This window comes from Clostridium autoethanogenum DSM 10061, from assembly GCF_001484725.1.
Taxonomy (GTDB): domain Bacteria; phylum Bacillota; class Clostridia; order Clostridiales; family Clostridiaceae; genus Clostridium_B; species Clostridium_B ljungdahlii.
On sequence record NZ_CP012395.1, the window covers coordinates 906861 to 925003 of the forward strand.

The 18143-nt window shown below is 30.4% G+C and carries 16 protein-coding genes, 3 tRNA genes and 1 riboswitch; of the genes, 1 reads left to right on the forward strand and 18 read right to left on the reverse strand.

Going from position 1 to position 18143, the window contains the following annotated elements:
• Positions 1-46 precede the first annotated feature (46 nt).
• The 9 genes from CLAU_RS03950 to CLAU_RS19905 all read right to left on the reverse strand — a co-directional run bounded on the left by CLAU_RS03950 (position 47) and on the right by CLAU_RS19905 (position 5815).
• Positions 47-1231, reverse strand: coding sequence for an SAM-dependent methyltransferase (locus CLAU_RS03950; RefSeq protein ID WP_013239483.1), 1185 nt, complete (start codon positions 1229-1231; stop codon positions 47-49).
• Positions 1232-1304: 73 nt separating this feature from the next.
• On the reverse strand, positions 1305-2633 hold the full coding sequence (locus CLAU_RS03955; RefSeq protein WP_013239484.1) for a hemolysin family protein: 1329 nt from the start codon (positions 2631-2633) through the stop codon (positions 1305-1307).
• Between the two features lie 165 nt (positions 2634-2798).
• Positions 2799-2883, reverse strand: a tRNA-Leu gene (locus tag CLAU_RS03960).
• A 71-nt stretch (positions 2884-2954) separates the two neighbouring features.
• Positions 2955-3030 (reverse strand) — tRNA-Lys (locus tag CLAU_RS03965).
• A gap of 2 nt (positions 3031-3032) precedes the next feature.
• Positions 3033-3107: transfer RNA gene (locus tag CLAU_RS03970), tRNA-Gln, on the reverse strand.
• Positions 3108-3382: 275 nt separating this feature from the next.
• A complete protein-coding gene (locus CLAU_RS03975; protein WP_013239485.1) occupies positions 3383-3556 on the reverse strand; it encodes an aspartyl-phosphate phosphatase Spo0E family protein in 174 nt (57 codons plus the stop codon).
• Between the two features lie 150 nt (positions 3557-3706).
• Positions 3707-4258 (reverse strand): accessory gene regulator B family protein, encoded by a 552-nt coding sequence (locus CLAU_RS03980; RefSeq protein WP_013239486.1) that lies wholly within the window; start codon positions 4256-4258, stop codon positions 3707-3709.
• A 4-nt stretch (positions 4259-4262) separates the two neighbouring features.
• Positions 4263-5531 carry a sensor histidine kinase gene (locus CLAU_RS03985; protein WP_023161990.1) on the reverse strand — a complete coding sequence of 423 codons (1269 nt, stop codon included), beginning with the start codon at positions 5529-5531 and terminating at the stop codon, positions 4263-4265.
• A 140-nt stretch (positions 5532-5671) separates the two neighbouring features.
• Positions 5672-5815, reverse strand: a complete 144-nt coding sequence (locus CLAU_RS19905) for a cyclic lactone autoinducer peptide (RefSeq protein ID WP_023161991.1) — start codon at positions 5813-5815, stop codon at positions 5672-5674.
• Between the two features lie 323 nt (positions 5816-6138).
• Between CLAU_RS19905 and CLAU_RS03990 the strand changes: the two genes are divergently transcribed.
• The gene (locus tag CLAU_RS03990; RefSeq protein WP_013239489.1) at positions 6139-6840 is read left to right on the forward strand and encodes a radical SAM protein; all 702 of its coding nucleotides are present in this window, start codon (positions 6139-6141) and stop codon (positions 6838-6840) included.
• A 75-nt stretch (positions 6841-6915) separates the two neighbouring features.
• Here CLAU_RS03990 and CLAU_RS03995 read toward each other — a convergent pair whose 3' ends face one another.
• The 9 genes from CLAU_RS03995 to CLAU_RS19915 all read right to left on the reverse strand — a co-directional run bounded on the left by CLAU_RS03995 (position 6916) and on the right by CLAU_RS19915 (position 18080).
• Positions 6916-8817 carry an EAL domain-containing protein gene (locus CLAU_RS03995; protein WP_029702607.1) on the reverse strand — a complete coding sequence of 634 codons (1902 nt, stop codon included), beginning with the start codon at positions 8815-8817 and terminating at the stop codon, positions 6916-6918.
• A 148-nt stretch (positions 8818-8965) separates the two neighbouring features.
• A complete protein-coding gene (rpsA, locus tag CLAU_RS04000; RefSeq protein WP_023161993.1) occupies positions 8966-10144 on the reverse strand; it encodes a 30S ribosomal protein S1 in 1179 nt (392 codons plus the stop codon).
• 302 nt (positions 10145-10446) lie between these two features.
• Complete coding sequence (locus CLAU_RS04005; RefSeq protein WP_013239493.1) at positions 10447-11406, reverse strand: P1 family peptidase; 960 nt, start codon at positions 11404-11406, stop codon at positions 10447-10449.
• Positions 11407-11489: 83 nt separating this feature from the next.
• On the reverse strand, positions 11490-12080 hold the full coding sequence (locus CLAU_RS04010; RefSeq protein WP_029170194.1) for an ECF transporter S component: 591 nt from the start codon (positions 12078-12080) through the stop codon (positions 11490-11492).
• Positions 12081-12247: 167 nt separating this feature from the next.
• A complete protein-coding gene (locus CLAU_RS04015) occupies positions 12248-13765 on the reverse strand; it encodes a hypothetical protein (RefSeq protein ID WP_013239495.1) in 1518 nt (505 codons plus the stop codon).
• Between the two features lie 137 nt (positions 13766-13902).
• Positions 13903-14100, reverse strand: a complete 198-nt coding sequence (locus CLAU_RS04020) for an alpha/beta-type small acid-soluble spore protein (protein ID WP_013239496.1) — start codon at positions 14098-14100, stop codon at positions 13903-13905.
• Positions 14101-14340: 240 nt separating this feature from the next.
• Positions 14341-15177, reverse strand: coding sequence for an energy-coupling factor ABC transporter ATP-binding protein (locus CLAU_RS04025; protein ID WP_023161996.1), 837 nt, complete (start codon positions 15175-15177; stop codon positions 14341-14343).
• Between the two features lie 12 nt (positions 15178-15189).
• On the reverse strand, positions 15190-15969 hold the full coding sequence (gene cbiQ, locus CLAU_RS04030) for a cobalt ECF transporter T component CbiQ (protein WP_023161997.1): 780 nt from the start codon (positions 15967-15969) through the stop codon (positions 15190-15192).
• Positions 15970-16216: 247 nt separating this feature from the next.
• Positions 16217-16391: riboswitch (cobalamin riboswitch) on the reverse strand.
• 177 nt (positions 16392-16568) lie between these two features.
• Positions 16569-18080 carry a cell wall-binding repeat-containing protein gene (locus CLAU_RS19915; protein ID WP_013239499.1) on the reverse strand — a complete coding sequence of 504 codons (1512 nt, stop codon included), beginning with the start codon at positions 18078-18080 and terminating at the stop codon, positions 16569-16571.
• Positions 18081-18143: the final 63 nt, after the last annotated feature.

Genomic DNA, 18143 nt, shown 5'->3' on the forward strand with positions numbered 1-18143 from the left:
TACTACTTAAAAAATCAGGGTCTATAACCCTGATTTTACAATAATTTTAATCTTCATACAAATATTTTCTTGTCATTGGCAATTCATTATTAAGTCCTTTTGTAAATACAAACTGATGTATATCTACTACCCCGTAATGAAATGAAGCAGCACAGGCATTTAAGTAAAGTCTCCACATTCTTATAAATCTAGTATCCTTCATTTTTTTAACTTCATCTATAGCACCTTCAAAATTTTCAGCCCAACATTTTAATGTTTTAAAATAATGAAGTCTCAAACTTTCTGCATCCACAAGGTGAAGATCATTATCTGCCATTAAACTAACTAACTCTCTTATAGATGGTATATATCCTCCTGGGAATATGTATCTCTTTATCCATTCATTCACTTCTCCTTCTGTTTGTGCAGTAATACAATGAAGAAGTGATACTCCTCCTGGATTTAGCATATCTCTTACATCTTCCATATAAGTGGACAGATTTTTTCTTCCCACATGTTCAATCATTCCTACACTTACTATTCTATCAAATTTTTGTTTTTTATCTGCAAGTTCTCTATAATCTGCAAGTTTAACTTCAACTTTTCCCTGCAAATTATTTTCCTCTATTCTTTCATTTGCCTTTTTTAACTGTTCCTTACTTAAAGTTATACCTACAGCCTTTACTCCATATTTTTTTGCAGCCATGAGAATGAGTTCTCCCCATCCACATCCTATATCTAAAAGTGTTTGTCCCTCTTTTAAATTAAGCTTTTTCAATATATGATCTACCTTATTTAATTGTGCCTGATAAAGGGAATCATTTTCATGCTTAAAATATGCACAAGAATAACTCATTGTTTTATCAAGCCATAAACTGTAGAAATCATTTCCCTGGTCATAGTGATACTGTACATCAGTTTTGCTTCTCTTTAAAGTATTTGGAAGTATTTTGTACACTTTAGAAAATATATCCGCTTTATTTAAAAAGCTTTCTCTATTCTTATATACTGATTCTAATATTTCTCTAATATTTCCTTCAAAATCAAGAATCCCGTCCATATATGCCTCTCCTAGAGTAAGAAAAGGATCTCGCAATATGTCTTTTTCAGAAATGGGCTTATTCATACATACTTTAAATTTTATGTCTCCCTCTCCATACTTTTCTTCAGAACCATCCCAATACTTAACTGCTACAGTGTCCGAAAAGGCACTTTGTAAAAATTTTCTAAAAAATATTTTATCTAATCCCATATCTTTATATCTTCCTTTCTTGAAAAATAAAACTATATTTAAAATAGATATATACTACACAACAATCACACATTTAATTTTCATTACTATGACTTTCATTTGGAATATATATCTTTAAGCTCTCTATTCTCTTCTCATCTACTTTTTCCACTTTAAAAATTATATTTTCATATTCAACTGTATTTTCTTCCCCTTCTTTAGGAATGCTTCCTAAAAGTTCTATTACAAAACCACCTATAGTATCTGAATTATCTGATTCCAATTCTAAATTTAAAAATTCATTTACTTCATCTATTGATACTAATCCACTTACTAGATAAGTATCCTGATCAATTTTATTTATATACTGGTCATTATCATCATACTCATCAAAGATATTTCCCATTACCTCTTCAATCAAGTCTTCTATAGTTACAATTCCAGAAAATCCACCATATTCATCAATTAAAATTGCCATATGATTTTTAGTATTTTGGAGCTCTTTAAAAAGTACATCTATATTTTTATTTTCCGGTATAAAATAAGGAGTTCTGAGCAGTGGTTCTATATCTACATTATCTGCAGAAGTTTTCATAAGCTTCACAAATAGATCCTTAACATACAATATACCTATTATATTGTCTATATCATCTCTATAAACAGGTATTCTAGAATATTTTTCTTCAATAATACTTTCAATAGTACCCGAATCTATGTCATTTATATCTATAACAAATACTTCTGTTCTAGGAGTCATAACTTCTTTTGCTAGTTTATCATCGAATTTAAATATTCCCTCTATCATTTTCTTTTCAGATTGATTAAAAACTCCTGTTTCCTGTCCAAGTTCTATCATTGATCTAATTTCTTCTTCAGATACTTCATCTTCAATATTTTCTGTACTTATATTACATATTTTTAAAAGGACATTAGTAGAACCTGAAAGTAATTTTACAAAGGGTAGCATCAACTTACTTATAAACAAAGTTGGATTTATTAATGCCATTGATATTGTTTCTGATTTTTGAAGTGCAATTCTCTTTGGAAATAATTCTCCAAATACAAGAGTAACATAAGATAATAGCACTGTAATTATAATTACAGACAGTTTGTCACTATAGGGAACGTGAAGTTTACCCAAAAAAAATGAAAACTTCTCCGATAAGGTAGTAGCTGCAAACGCACTAGCTAAAAATCCAGCAAGAGTTATTCCCACCTGTATAGTAGCTAGAAAATTGTTTGGTTCTTTTAATAATTTCAATATCCTCTTTGCCTTTTTATTCCCCTCTTCTGCTAAATAATTAATTCTACTTTTGTTTAAAGCAACTATAGCCATTTCTATGGCTGAAAAAAATGCATTAATCACCGTGAGTACTAATAACAACATAAGTTCGAATATTATACTCTGCCAGGTAACATCCATGCCCACAATCGTCCTTTCATCTATTTTTTAGATAATAAAATAAATAGGAATTAGATGATAAGTCTAATTCCTGCAATAAAATCCTTTTATTATACTTGTGTGTAACTTACAAGCCATTCTTATCATTTATAACTTGAATATAACTTGAACCTTCTTGTAAATCAATGGTGCAGGTGAAGGGAGTCGAACCCCCACGCCGTAAAGCGCTAGATCCTAAGTCTAGTGCGTCTGCCAATTCCGCCACACCTGCATATATAAAAAATAAATATTAGGATTTTTCCACGTTACAACTTTACCACAAAACTACAACCTCGATTGAATTGGTGGCTTACCGGGGAATCGAACCCCGGGCAACATGATTAAAAGTCATGTGCTCTACCAACTGAGCTAGTAAACCATTGGCTGGGATGGCAGGATTTGAACCTACGAATGATGGAGTCAAAGTCCATTGCCTTACCACTTGGCTACACCCCAACGTTAAACAGATTTCCTTCTTCTTATATATGAATAAGTATCCATAAAGCAAAAACACTATAGAAATCATTAATTTACAGGTTATATACTTAAGTGTACTAATTTATTCCTCTACCTATAAAAACTAGGGAATTTTTTGTAACTGCAAGATATATTATAAAACACAACAAATATAATGTCAATAGTTTTTTTGTTTTAATAATTGTTACCCTTTATTATTTCCTAGTATGTTAACTTTTATATAGATAAGAGAGACATTTTGTCTCTCTCTTTTGTTAATTGCCTGTTTTGTTTTTAATTATTTTATTGTATTCATTTAAAATTGAATCCAACATTTGACTTGCAACAATCACTTCTGGATCGAGCAAATTTTTCTTTTGCTCAATTAAATTCTCTAGTTCTTTTCTTAATTCAGTTATTTTTTGCAATATTCTTTCAATTTCGCTCATATTATTCCCTCCTCTCTCAAATTAGTATAGAAAGGAAGGAATTTCTTATAAATATTAATCTATTGGGAATACCACCATAGTATTGACTAATTGTATTTAAAAGTAAAAAAATAAGAACTGGTAAATACCAGTTCTAAATAAAATTATCAATTATTTAAATTTACCAACAATCATAAATACTGCTGCACTAACAATAGATATTACTGCAGTATTAAAAAACTTATGTGGTAAAAAGTAGGATAATATAATTAAAAAGGACGTAATTATTATAGAAGCATATTTAAGCTTCATTCTACGTTCTTTACTTTTTATTCTTTTGTTAATATTATCTACAGGAGAAAAAATACAAATAAGTACAAAGGAAATAAACTGCAGCATCAACAATATGTATGTATTAAATGAAATATATTTTCCAACAATTATTATAGATAAAAATGCAATAAAACTAATGAAAAAGCATCCCCAATAGGTTTTTGCATGATACCCTCCTGAAAATATCCTAATTGGGCAAAAAAATATAAGAATAACTATATAATACTGATGCAATGAAAACAGCCAAAATATAATAAAATATGGAATAATCTTTGTTATCTCATCAAAAATACAAAGCAATCCATACTCCATCTTTTTTAGTTCTAAATCAGAAAATTGAGGATTTGTTTCAGAAATTTTTTTTACTATAGCTCCTATAAGTTCATCCATTTATCTATCCTTCTATCTTAAATCTTATTGTGAATTTAGTAATTTCCGGACTACTTTCCACACATATACTTCCATCGTTTTTTTCAACTAGTTGTTTAATAATATATAATCCAAAACCATGGTCACTTTTTTTGCTAGTTTTCGTAGAGAAGCCTTTATCAAAAATCTTTTTTTTCGCATTTTCTGAAATAACCTCCCCATTGTCAGCTACTTCAATGCAAAAATCTTTATGCTCTCTAAAAGTACTTACAGCTATTTCTTTATAATCCGTATATGATTTAGATTGGAATGCCTCAAAAGCATTGTCTACTAGATTACTTATAATGCTTATCAACTCATCCTGTCTAATTTTTATCAAATCAAAAGGTTCATCAATCATCACTTCAAAATCTATATTATTTTTCATAGCATAGTTATTTTTGATAGACAATAGCCCATCTATGTAATCATTTCCTGTATCTAAGTACTTAAAAGAAGAATGTACAGTATCTGAAATTTTTAACACATAGTCGTTTATTTTTTCAACAGTGTTAGGTTTATTTAACATGCATAGCCCTTGTATGACATTTATGTGATTGGCAAAATCGTGTTTTTCCTGTCTTATTATACTAATTATTTCTTCCATATTTTTAATTTGGCTTTCTTGAACTTTATACTTAGCATTTATGTTTACAAGGGTCTGTTTTTCCTTTAAGCTTCTAAACTTTGCTATTAAAAATACAAAATAAATACTAAAAATAATAATATTATAGATTTGAATATTGCCTATATTAAAAATACCATAATTAATACAAAATACAAATAGAGCAAATACACCTAATTCAATTATTAAATTATCAAAGATAAGACCTTCTTTTTCGAATAATTTAAGTTTAGTAAAACATAAGTTGAATTTAAAGATCATTGATACAGTAAATATTTGTAACACTTTCGAAACTATTATAAAAATCCAAAGATATTTAGAATTCAAAAAAATCTGATTCAGATCTATGTTAAACACAAACATTTCAATGGTCTGAACAAGAAATTCCGTGGTAAAAATTATTGTAATAAATAAGCATACTATAATTGTAGAATCAAAAATCCTTATTTTTACAGTTAATGAGAGTAATAAAATATCAAATATTATAGGAATTAACGAATGATATGATGCTGACACATGAAATGTGCTCCAATAAGTTACAAAAGTAAACAATATACAAAATAATCCTGCTTTAATTTTATTCTGTATTATAAATTTTTTTTCGTCACATAATGACTCAAAAATTTTCAAAAGAAGTACTGCTTCTATAACATCTAGTATTATTTCTCTTATAATAAGATACGTATGAATTCCTCCTTTGTTTTATGATACTTTACAAATCTGCTGATTGAAAACTTTTAATCAGCAGTATTTGTAAAAAAACTAAGTAATTACTTTAAGAATTCATCAGGACATTTTGGTTGATAAGCACCACCTGTTGATGTTGGTACTATAACTATTGCTGCCAAAAATAAGGATAATGAACCTACTACCTTCGTTGTCTTACTTAGTAAAGATTTTTTTAAATTTTTCATTTCATACACTCCTTTAGTAAAAATTTTGTAATTATATAGCTCATTTTATATATTCTACAATATATTGTGTTTTCCTCCCTCAATTTATAAAAAAGTAACATTTATCTAAAAAATTATTTTTTTAGATAAATGTTACTTAAAATGCAGTCAAAAACTTACAATTAGTAAATATCTAACCATGCCAATAACTCTTCTTTACATCCTTACTAATTTTGTAGTATTATAAACACGCAAATCTTTAAACTGAATAACAAATAACAAATTCTAACAAAACAACTGAACATATTTTAGATAAATGCACTAAGTGTAGGGAGGATTTTAATATGATAAGATATAGCTTAGTAACGCAAAAAAATCCCAGGGAGATTGTTTTACTTAAAGCCTCTCCTTGCATATGGGGGCACTGTAGTTTTTGTGATTACATAGATGACAACAGCACAGACATTAATTCAAATATACTTTTTAATGAGAACATTCTCAAAAAAGTTACAGGAAAATATAAAACTCTAGAGATCATAAATTCAGGAAGCTGCTTTGAATTACCCATTGAAACACTAGAATACATTAAATCTATAGTAGTTTCAAAACACATAAAAAAGTTATTTTTTGAAAGCCACTGGCTTTACAAAGACAGGCTTCATGAAATGGATGATTTTTTTAAAGTACCTATAATATTTAAATGTGGTATCGAAACCTTTGACCATAATTTTAGAAATAAGGTATTACGTAAAGGTGCTGTTTTTTCTGGTCCAGCTGAAGTTGCCAAATATTTTAAGTCCATATGCCTTTTAGTTGGCATAAAAGGACAGACTACTGAAATGATAAAAAAAGATATAGAGTATCTGCTTAAATATTTTCAATATGGATGTGTAAATATATTTACACAAAACTCCACAAGCATAGAAAGAGATGAAAAATTGATAAATTGGTTTAAAGAAAATTATTCCTTTTTGGATGAAGAAAAAAATATAGAAGTACTTTGGAATAATACTGATTTTGGTGTTGGGACTATTTGTAACAGTTAAAAATATACGTTAAATCATTGACTTACCAGAAGGTAAGCCAGCTTTAATGTAATAAATACGAGTGTACTTATTACATTAAAGCTGTTTTTTTAAAAAATCTTTTATATCTTCTGAAGGCATTGGCTTTCCAAAATAATATCCCTGAATTTTGTTACAGTTTTTACCTTTCAAAGATTTAATCTGATTTTCTTCTTCAACACCTTCTGCTACTACTTCCAATTTCATTCTATGAGCAAGTTTTATTATCTCTTCCGTTATAATATCTTCATAATAATCACTGCATATACCATCTATAAAAGTCTTGTCAATTTTAAGCGTATTTATTGGAATACTTTTTAAATAGTTCAAAGAAGAATATCCACTTCCAAAATCATCAAGTGCAACTTTTACTCCCATATTTTTAAGTTCATTTATCACTTTAAGATTACTTTCAAGAGACTCCATCATAACACTTTCAGTTATCTCTATTTCCAAGTATTCTGGTTTTAATTCAGTTTCCTCCAGAACTTTCTTTACCGTATATACAAAATTATCATCTTTAAGTTGTATTGGCGATACATTTATGGATATAAAGTCATAAGAATATCCATTATCCTTCCACATTTTATTTTGAGAACAAGCAGTTTTTAAAACCCATTCTCCTATAGGTATTATAAGCCCTGTTTCCTCTGCCAAATTTATAAATTCTAAAGGCATAACCCATCCTAACTTAGGACTATTCCATCTAATTAAGGCTTCAAAACCTACTACTTTTGTATTCTCCATATCCACTTGAGGTTGATAGTATAGAATAAATTCATTATTTTTTATTGCCTTTCTCAGCTCTTTTTCCATCTCAACTTTTTTCAAAATTTCATTGTACATGGATTTTTCAAACAATTTATAAGAATTTTTACCTAGCAATTTAGTTCTATTTAACGCTATATCTACATTCCTAAGTAAAGTGGCAACTTCCTCTCCGTCCCTAGGATATACAGTTATTCCTACAGTAACCGATATTAAGGTTTCCGTTCCATCTATATTCCAAAGTCCACTTATGGTATTTATTATACACTGAGCTATGTTTTCCAAATGCTGTTTATTATCATATCCATTTTTTAAAATTAAAAACTCACTTCCACCCATCCTTGCAACCATCCCCAAATGCAATTGGCCTAAAACCTCTCCTGTTTTTCTTAACAGTTTATCTCCATACTCATATCCAAAGATATCGTTTATATTTTTAAAATTATCCAAGTCTATTTGGAATATAGAAAAATTATCCCCTGATTTTTTTTCTATTCTCTTTTCAACTTCCTTTTTGAAAAGATTCCAATTAGGTAAGTTAGTTAATTGATCATAATAGGCTAATTTTTTTATCCCATCATATTTAGATCTAAGCTGCCGTTCTGATGCACATAATTGTTCATATATACCAAAAAGTTCTACATAACTTTGATTTAGCTTTTTATTTATATCCAAATCCATGATAAATTCATCTTCCGTCTTTTGTGCTAGTATCAACCCATAATGAAAAAACTGGGTAATTTTTTCAATGTACCTTTCCGAAATAACAGGTGTATTTTTTATTAGAAGCTTATATTTTCTTTCATCAAAGTTAGATTCTTCAAATTTAACTTTAAAACAATCTTTATCAGACTTTTCAATAAAAACAGGGTTTAAAAAAATTGTGCCAATATGCTCCTCGTTTATGGTAATTGGTATACCTATGTAAACTAAATTACCATATCCCTTGAAAACTCCTATTTTACTTTCGTTTCTAATTTGATTTAATATATATTCTTCTTTTTTGTTATCGCCTAATTTATCAAATATATGTATGTATTTTTGTGAATTTATATTAAGTATTTCTCCACTTATATCTTTTACATAACAAGCTATTGAAGTTATAGAATAAAATCTTTCCATTAAATTTTTAAGTTCGGATATATTTATCATATCAGCTAATACAAAGGCCATATGGGCACCAACTTTCATCCTCATTTATTTACAGGAATTGTAAAATATATTTTACTATCTAAATTTTTACTATTATAATCATATTGCAAAACTTTACTTGAAAGTGTTAATAAATTTGCATATTGTCTTTAAATTATATAATCATTTCATCATTTTGAAAACACTTTTATTCAAATTTTATGTTTTTTAATTTATCTTTTAGTAAATCCCCCAGGGTAACTCCACTTTCATCTTCATCTAAATACTGTTTAAAATTATCTTTAGGCTTATCCACTGCATCTTTTATACTAAGGGATATTCTACTATCTTTTGTATTTATATCTAATATTTTTACTTTTACTCTATCTCCTACTTTTAATACATCAGATGGTTTTGCAATATGTTCTTCAGATATTTCTGAAATATGGACAAGTCCTTCTACTCCTGGTTCAATTTCTACAAATGCACCTATATTTATAATCTTGCTTACAGTTCCCTCTATTATATCATTTACGTTATACTTTTCATCCATATTATCCCATGGATTTTTTTTCGTATTCTTTAAGGAAAGTGATATTCTATTTTTATCTTTATCTGCATTCAGCACATATACCTCTACACAATCCCCAACAGATACTACTTCAGAAGGATTTTTTATTCTTCTCCAGGAAAGTTCTGAAATATGTGCAAGCCCTTCTACACCACCTAGATCAATAAAAGCTCCAAATCCAGTTAGCCTGCTTACTACTCCTTTAACCTTATCTCCTTTAGATATGCTGCTCCAAAGTTTTTCTTTTTTCTTTTCAAACTCTAGTTTTTCTACTTCTTTCCTAGATAACACAATTCTTGATTTACTTTTATCCAGTTCTATTATCTTCACCAAAAGAGTTTTTCCTAAAAATTCGTTTAAATCACTAACATATTTAACTGAAAGTTGTGAAGCTGGTATAAACGCTCTAAGGCCATATAAATCAGCGATTACTCCACCCTTTACTACTTGTTTTACCACTATTTCAAATGCTTTGTCATCCTTTAGCACCTCAGTAAGTCTGTCCCAACATATTTCTCTATCTGCTTTAATTTTTGACAACAGTACATTTCCATCTTCATCATTTGTTTTAATTACATAAACGTATATCTCATCCCCAACTTTTAGAACTTCATCCACATTTACATTTTCATCTTTACATAATTCACTTTTAGGTAATACTCCATCAACTATGTAGCCAATATTTACCATGGCCTGTTCATCGGTTACAGAAATTACTTTACCTTTTACTACTTCTCCACTTCTCACATTTTTCATAGATGAATCAATTTGATCCATAACTTCGTTCATTGAATTTAATTCATTATCATTGCCCATTAAATTCCATCTCCCATTCTGTTATAGTTATAGTTTAATTTTTACTTAAAATCACTATATCATTTTAACAATTATATTCTATCACAAATGCTATATAAAGTTACATTTATCCGATGACTACCTGCTCTAATACTCCTACTTCTCCAAGTAAGAGTAAAGAGCAGCTACGTCCCTGGATAACGATTTTCCCTAAAGGATAACGCCTTCTAAGTGCTGAAGCACTAAGAATCCTGTTAATAAACATCAGGTGGAGTCAAAACTCCATCTGATGGCAAGAACTCTGTTTATGTAGTTATACATACTTAAAGGTCTTTATAACTTTTATATTGTAAAATTGAATCTGCACTTTTTACAGCTCTTACAATAGCTTTTTCCATAACTTCAGCAGCTAAAAATCCAACTACACTTAAATCAGCTTCTATTTTTCCACATGACGCAGCAAAAATAGTATCTCCATCAAACATAGAGTGGGCAGGTCTTATTGCTCTTCCATAGCCATTATGTGCCATTGAAGCAACTTTATTCATTTGTGTTTTTGTGAAATTTCCATTAGTTACCACAGCCCCAATAGTAGTATTTCCACTAAACAAATTCTTCTTTTCAGAATATCTTTTAAGCATTACTTTTTCAGTGCCTGCAAAAGATTTTTTATCCTCATTTAAGGCTCCTGCAATTATACTCTGACTCTTGCTATCTATTACATCTCCAAGACAATTAACTGCAACTACAGCTCCTACCTTAAGTTCTCCAACCTGAATTGCAAAAGTTCCAAGTCCGCCCTTCATGGCATGTTCATTTCCAAGTATTTTTCCTACAGTTGCACCTGCTCCAGCACCTACATTTCCATTTTCACATAAATTCAATTCTGAATTTTTACAGGCTTCATATCCCATAGTCTTATCTGGTCTTACTCTAAAATCTCCTATATTCAAATCAAATAAAACAGCTCCACAAACTATAGGCACTTTTGTAACTGATACATCAAAACCAATACTCTTCTCTTCTAAGTACTGCATTACTCCTCCTGCTGCATCAAGTCCAAAAGCACTTCCTCCTGCAAGTACTACGGCATGAATTTTATCTACTAAGTTTACGGGATTTAAGAGATCAGTTTCCCTTGTACCTGGAGAACCTCCCCTTACATCAACTCCAGCGCTTGCTCCTTCTTCAAACACAAGTACAGTACAACCTGTAGGTCCATTTAACTTTTGAGAATTTCCTATTCTCATTCCTTCTATGCTATTAAATGTTATTTCTTTCACCTTTTCCTCCTATATCAAAACCCTAAGCTAAAAGCTTAGGGTTTATTTCTATATTATCAATTTAAGATAAAACGTAATTGCATCTATTTGTGTTTTATCTTAGTAACTGCAGTAACTACAGATATTGTAATAAGTATACATAAAATCATTTCAGGTATACCATTTGTAACACCTACAGCTATAATTCCCTTTTGGGCAGCACTTGAACTTATATTCAAAGCCTTTGCATAAGATCCAAGATATATAATATATATCATTCCTAAAACCCCAATAGTATTCATCAATGAGCCTACTGCTGAAGCTATTCCTATAGGAATAATCTTTTTCTTCATACTAAAGCACCTGTATACATAATAAGGTATTATACCTATGAGTACTCTAGGTAAAACTGATACCAGTGGATTCATAAATACAAAAGAAACTGGTGTAGGTGCAGTTATAGACTGAATCACACTAAATATACCGAAAATAAGCCCTACTGAGGCACCAACTATAGGTCCTTCTAAAATAGAACCTATTATGACAGGTACATGCATTATGGTGGCTTTCACCGGTGGAATAGGTATAAACCCCAGTCCTGTAATTCCAAGTACAATAGAAATTCCAGACAGCATTCCAATTACAGTAATCTGTCTAATTCCAAACTTTGAATGACTTTTTATTTGTCTTTCCATAATTTTTTCCGTTGCTGTTCTTGGCCATTTAAAAGAAAATGCCTTATGTAGATACAGCACGGATCCTCCTTTATAAAATTTAGTTCAGTTTTATTCCAATAAATACTGACGATTTAATTTTATCATGTTTAACCAAAAGTTCAATATATAAATCATAAATATAGAATTTAATCTCTTTTTATTGGAAAGCCATCTTTAAAACATTCCTTAGGATACAGTAAATTTATTACCTTTTCCCTACTGCATTTTCCGTTTTTCATAAATACATCAGGTATTCCTTTCAAATAAACCCGTACATTTCCTTTAGGAAATATATCACATACATTTTTTATGCATTCTACAACAGAATTATTTTTAGATTTTCTTATGTACTCATCTATTTTTTCTCCCTTTAGCCAATCAGCCCCTTTATATTTGTCATCATAGTTTATAACTGTACATTTCAATTTTTCTTTATCATTTCCCGATATAGATGACATAAAAAAAGTTTTAACCATAATATCATCTATAGGCAAACTATATCCAGCAAAAATTATATGCTTTGCATTTTTTATAAGAAGTCCCATCTCGGTTTTTAACTCTTCTAAAGCAGGTATATTCTTTTTTTTAGAAAGGCTCTGTATTATAAGTGTCATATCATAGGGATAGGTTATCTGTCCACAATAAGGACATTCTATTGCTCCTCTTTTATTTAACTTTTCCTTAGGTGTTCTATACTTCCAATTTTTTTGTAAAGGTTTTAAGATGGAGGGTCCAAAAATTTCTGAAGATAATCTATCCCATTTTTCCGCAAAAGTTACTATAGATTTCCCACACTCAGGACAAATCCTTGATCCAAACATTCCATGAGGAAATAATACTTTACCTATTCTCATTGTTCTAGAAGGATAGCTATAATCATTTATAACCTTGCACTGGGATTCATTGGTAGTATACCGTATTTCGCATTCATTTTCGTCTAATCCAGCAGAAGCTATTTGAGTTCCAAAATCATCATATAGCTGAAGCTTTAATCCATTTTTTAAATAGGTAGGATTCCTGTTCACTTCTTTGTGCACATTAAATATGTTCCAAAGTATTACAGGATCCCAATTAAAAGATATTATAGCATAGGAATAAAGGTAAAACCTCCTTGTATCCATTTTGTACCCTCTGCTTTCAAATGTTTTTGCCTCCTCTACCATAAGCTCAGCAAGAATTTTTCCAAATTGATAATAAGGTTCCATTTTTTCTTCATCCATACATCCCGGTACCTTTTGTATACTTAATCTTTCTAATTCTTCAATAAGAAGTATAAGACATCTTTTAGCTGCCTGTACTCTCTCAACTCTTAAAAATTTCCTCTTTCCATCACAAAATGCATTAAAGCCCATGTTATTATCAATAAGTTGATCTAACATAGTAAATAATTCATGCATATTAAACTTAGTATTTGTACTTATTATAGTTTCAAGGGCCTTAAAGTCATAGACTTTTGACAATTTAGGGTCCTTAATTAGATCTTCTGTTACTAATTTTTTAAAAGCGCTTGCTAGTTTTTCGTCTTTATCTTCCAAAAATGAAAAATCATTTTTACTGATTTTTAGAACCAATTGTATTAACTCACTTGTAGGATGAAGTCCCAAATTTTTAGTAGCACCAGCTCCCCATAATACTACCGTTTCAGGCCAATATTTTTCAGGCATAAACCCATCTCCTCCTTTAATTTAATTTTAATTAATTACTATTTTTCAAATATATATATTATACCACCGCAAAACATTTCATATAAAAATTAACCGGGAGATTTTTCAATCGCCCGGTCTATTTTTTAATATTTATTCTACTTTAAATTCTGTTCGTAGGATTCTATCATTCTTTTTACCATCTGTCCTCCTACTGATCCAGCTTCTCTTGCTGTAATATCACCATTATATCCATCTTTTAAATCTACTCCAACTTCTCTTGCTGCTTCCATTTTAAATCTATCCAGACCTTCTTTTGCTTCTGGAACTAATGCTCTATTACTTCTACTTGCCATAATTAATTCCCCCTTTAGGATTTTGATAGATTTTTATTGAAGTACTTATTAGTTGTGTATTTAAATTTTGTGCAATTTCAAAATTAATACTCTATTGAATTAATAACAAAAAAGTTAAATTTTAAGCTGCTTTATATTTTCTCGTAAATTCTCTAAAAGTATTTCTAAAATTTAAAAGGCACAAAAATACGGACAATCTTTACTCTTAGGTTGTCCGCAAAAATATTTTTACAATTAAAATTACACTTGAGACTTATTTTTTTCTAAAAAATCCTTTGCTTGTCCAATAGTAAGTGGCAAATCATCAGCATTTAAAATTCCATCTCTATCTAAAATCTCAATTAAATGTGCTACTCTAGGAAGTCTTAAATTAATCTTACGGATAACTTCCTTCTGATTAAATACTTCTTCAGTAGTTCCTCCCATTACGACCTTTCCTTTATCTAGAAGATAAACTTTATCTGCAAGAAGTGGAACTGTATCCACATCATGTGTTGCAAAAATTAGAGTAATTCCAAGTTCTTTATTTATAGAATCCAAAAGCCTAATTAATTTGTGTACTCCTCGTGGATCAAGTGCTGCGGTTGGCTCATCCAATACCATAACTTTTGGTTTCATAGCAAGTACGCTTGCAAGTGCAATTCTCTTTTTTTGTCCACCACTTAAATTGTGAGGGCTTTTATCTTCATACCCTGACATTCCCACTGTTTTTAAAGCCCACTCTATAGTATTCTCTAACTTTTTTCCACTAACTCCCATGTTTAAAAGTCCATAGGCAATTTCCTGCCTGACTGTAGGGTTAAAAAGCTGGTCATCAGAATCCTGAAATACCATTCCCACATTGCGCCTAATCTCTACTAAATTTTTTTTACATACTTCCATACCATTTACAGTGATAGTTCCAGATGTAGGTTTTAAAATTCCATTAAATAGGTGAAAAAGCGTAGACTTTCCCGCACCATTTGGGCCAAGTATTGCTACTTTTTCCCCACTTTTTATTTTCATATTAATATCTTTAAGCGCCATACTCCCATCACCATAAGCATAACTAACTTGAGACACATCAATAATTTCCATAAACATTCTCCTTTAAATCAATACATTTGCAATAATTAGAACAACCAATAAAATCACACCTACTACACCAAGTTCAAAATCCTTAGAAGGTACTGGATATGTAAAAAATTTAGCTTCTATACTATCTTCATTATATCCCCTTGACAGCATGGCATTATAAACTCTTATACTTCGATCTAAAGATTGTATTATAACATAGACTGCTATTTCTGCAGTATCTTTAACCTGATGAAACCAACTAGCCTTATATCCCATACGACTCAACTGAGCGTGTCTCATACTTTTTCCCGTCTCTTCTATAATAAATATATACCTATACATCATATCTGCCAAGTCTACTATTATAGATGGCATTTTAAATATTCTAAGAGTTTCGAGTATTTCAATCATAGGCGTACAAAAAGATAGTACACAAGCTAAGGTAACAGCTGCCATTATTCTAAGCATAAGTAAAATTCCAAGATCAAGTCCTTCTTTATAAATATTTAAATGATAACTTCCAAATGGGATATAGGTTAAAACATGACTACCATTAGTAAAAAGCATACTTATAAATACAATCCACGCTATTCCAAAAGGTATAAGTAATCTTTTTACAAGCCTTTTCCATGGCAAATGTAATGTATAATACCCAAATAAAGATAGTCCCCATAAAAAAGTTACCAAATACCAATGCGAAAGGAAAGTAGCAATGATAATACCACTTAAAAACAAAACCGTTTTGACTCTCCCATCTAAACAATGTAAAAAACTATTTTTATCATACATTTTTCTAAATGAAGCTAGTTCCATAATTTTATTCTTCCCCTTTGATTTTAATTTGCTGAACATCTTTCCCCAGTAATATCCAACTATCAATTCTGCACAAAATTAGTCACAAAAGCACCTACTTATTCATCACCTTACATGACGTCCAATTTTTAATAATCTTTTCGTAAACGATTTTACCCTTCCTAGAAACCTAGGAAGGGTAAATTATAATAACTGAAATAATATACTATAACAAAGGTCACCCCCCTATCACTCGTAGAGTTTAATGGTTCCTAAAACAACATAGGCAGGTCTTCTGACTTAAGATCATCATCCCTATAGCCTTCCCAGTTTCCCAGTGACATATAATAAGGACTCCTCTTTTCACAGCGGCGGGACCGTGCAGACTTTCCATCTGGCTTCCCTTTTCAGCATAATAATGCACCTATATCTTTTTTATATTTTTTTGTCAATAGTTGCTTTTCTAATTATGATATATAACTATTTAAGGCAATTTTCTCACAATATTTCTTTCATGTCAAGCATGCGACTTAATTAGTTGCAATTGGTGATTTGGAAATTAATTATTGTAAAAACTATCCGAAGTATAAGTCGATTTTTTACTTAGAAACACCATGAACCTAGTTTTCATACATAAAATAAGCAATAGCATCTTTTAATGATGTAGCAAAATCTACATTTCTCTTATGATAAGCATTTCCTCCATACTCATTTCCTTGATTATCACATATATAAGCATAATCATAACTTTTTGGATCACACCACTTCATAAAAGTATAGGTATGGCTTGGACCATTCGTTGTAAAACATATATCTCCAGGTCGAAGTTGTGCTAAATCCTCGCACTTAGTCCACCCTCTTTGTAAAAGTTGTGATGTAAATTGTACAGTATTACATACCCACTCTGGCAAATCAGTAAGCCCTGATCTTCTCAAAGCTTCACTTTGAAAATATACACAGTTATTGCTTGTGTCACCACCGTGAAGTTCAATAGCTCTACTTAAAACTGATTGTCTATGATCTTCATCACTAAGATAATTATAAAGATTTTTCTGCAATTCAGAATGGGAAGCAGAAGTATCTGTTGGTGTAGTTGGCTCAGATGATGGGTCAGCTGGTGCTGGCTGCGGCTGCGGTTGTGGCTCAGGTGATGGTTGAGGCTTATCTGACGTTTTGCCATTTGTCAAAGTTGCCACTATGTCTCCAGTTATCCCAGCTTCACCACCAAATACATATAACTTACTAAAGCTTTTATTTTCTATAAAACATTGTGTTACAGGAGCTGTACTGCTTCCTACCAAAACTATTGGATTTGAATTTAATGCAGCAAAAGCTGATCCGCTTAGTGCATCTGCAAAGTCTTCTGAATAAGCCAGACAAATCGAACTAAAATCAAATTTATCAGAAAAAGCATTTATTATATTTATATTTCTTTCATATTTATCGCTGCCAGAAATCCTCTTAACATTTGGGAACTTAGATGACACAGCATCACTTATTATGTCTTGTCCACCTAATACATAAGTTACCGGTATATTTTTATTTTCTACCAATTGACTTACTGAATCTGGTACTGAATCCTTTGGTACTAATATAATTGGCATTTGCAATTTTGCAGCTATAGAAGCTATAGAAAGTGCATCAGTATAATCACTATCTGTAGTTAAGATTATTCCATTAGATGTCCCTATTTGATTTGCCACTGATACGGAGGTCTCAGTTCTGTTAAGTCCAGAAAATCTTTCAGTTGATATATTCATCCCATGAAGCTCATCCTCAACTTCATTGCTTATAACTCCAGTACCTCCTACAATAAAAACTTGTTTAACACTTAATCTCTTTATTTGCTCAATTGTAGTATTCTCTAATCTATCACTGCCATTTAAAAGTATTGGTGCATTATATTTTTTAGCTAAAGTTGCCGCACTTAAGGCATCTGGAAAGTTATATCCATTCACAATAACTGCATAGTTGGAACTCTTCCAACCCTGATTTACTATTTGTGAACAGGTTCCATATCTATCTTGTCCACCTAATCTTATAGATTCCGGTGAAGCAGCACTAGCTCTCACTCCAAAAAATATAAATACAAACATAAAAACAGAAAGTAAACTAATTAATTTTTTTCTCATATGTACACCCCTTATTATTTAAGTAATTGACTTTCACACCTATTTTATCCTGTAGCTGTATCT

What these genes read in the sequence shown, in the direction of transcription:
- CLAU_RS19905 (WP_023161991.1), bottom strand. Translation starts at nt 5,815, where the DNA reads ATGAAAAATTTAAAAAAATCTTTACTAAGTAAGACAACGAAGGTAGTA.
- cbiQ (WP_023161997.1), bottom strand. Translation starts at nt 15,969, where the DNA reads ATGGAACTAGCTTCATTTAGAAAAATGTATGATAAAAATAGTTTTTTA.
- CLAU_RS04020 (WP_013239496.1), bottom strand. Translation starts at nt 14,100, where the DNA reads ATGGCAAGTAGAAGTAATAGAGCATTAGTTCCAGAAGCAAAAGAAGGT.
- CLAU_RS03950 (WP_013239483.1), bottom strand. Translation starts at nt 1,231, where the DNA reads ATGGGATTAGATAAAATATTTTTTAGAAAATTTTTACAAAGTGCCTTT.
- CLAU_RS04025 (WP_023161996.1), bottom strand. Translation starts at nt 15,177, where the DNA reads ATGGAAATTATTGATGTGTCTCAAGTTAGTTATGCTTATGGTGATGGG.
- CLAU_RS03990 (WP_013239489.1), top strand. Translation starts at nt 6,139, where the DNA reads ATGATAAGATATAGCTTAGTAACGCAAAAAAATCCCAGGGAGATTGTT.
- CLAU_RS03980 (WP_013239486.1), bottom strand. Translation starts at nt 4,258, where the DNA reads ATGGATGAACTTATAGGAGCTATAGTAAAAAAAATTTCTGAAACAAAT.
- rpsA (WP_023161993.1), bottom strand. Translation starts at nt 10,144, where the DNA reads ATGGGCAATGATAATGAATTAAATTCAATGAACGAAGTTATGGATCAA.
- CLAU_RS03955 (WP_013239484.1), bottom strand. Translation starts at nt 2,633, where the DNA reads ATGGATGTTACCTGGCAGAGTATAATATTCGAACTTATGTTGTTATTA.
- CLAU_RS03975 (WP_013239485.1), bottom strand. Translation starts at nt 3,556, where the DNA reads ATGAGCGAAATTGAAAGAATATTGCAAAAAATAACTGAATTAAGAAAA.
- CLAU_RS19915 (WP_013239499.1), bottom strand. Translation starts at nt 18,080, where the DNA reads ATGAGAAAAAAATTAATTAGTTTACTTTCTGTTTTTATGTTTGTATTT.
- CLAU_RS04010 (WP_029170194.1), bottom strand. Translation starts at nt 12,080, where the DNA reads ATGGAAAGACAAATAAAAAGTCATTCAAAGTTTGGAATTAGACAGATT.
- CLAU_RS04015 (WP_013239495.1), bottom strand. Translation starts at nt 13,765, where the DNA reads ATGCCTGAAAAATATTGGCCTGAAACGGTAGTATTATGGGGAGCTGGT.
- CLAU_RS03995 (WP_029702607.1), bottom strand. Translation starts at nt 8,817, where the DNA reads ATGAAAGTTGGTGCCCATATGGCCTTTGTATTAGCTGATATGATAAAT.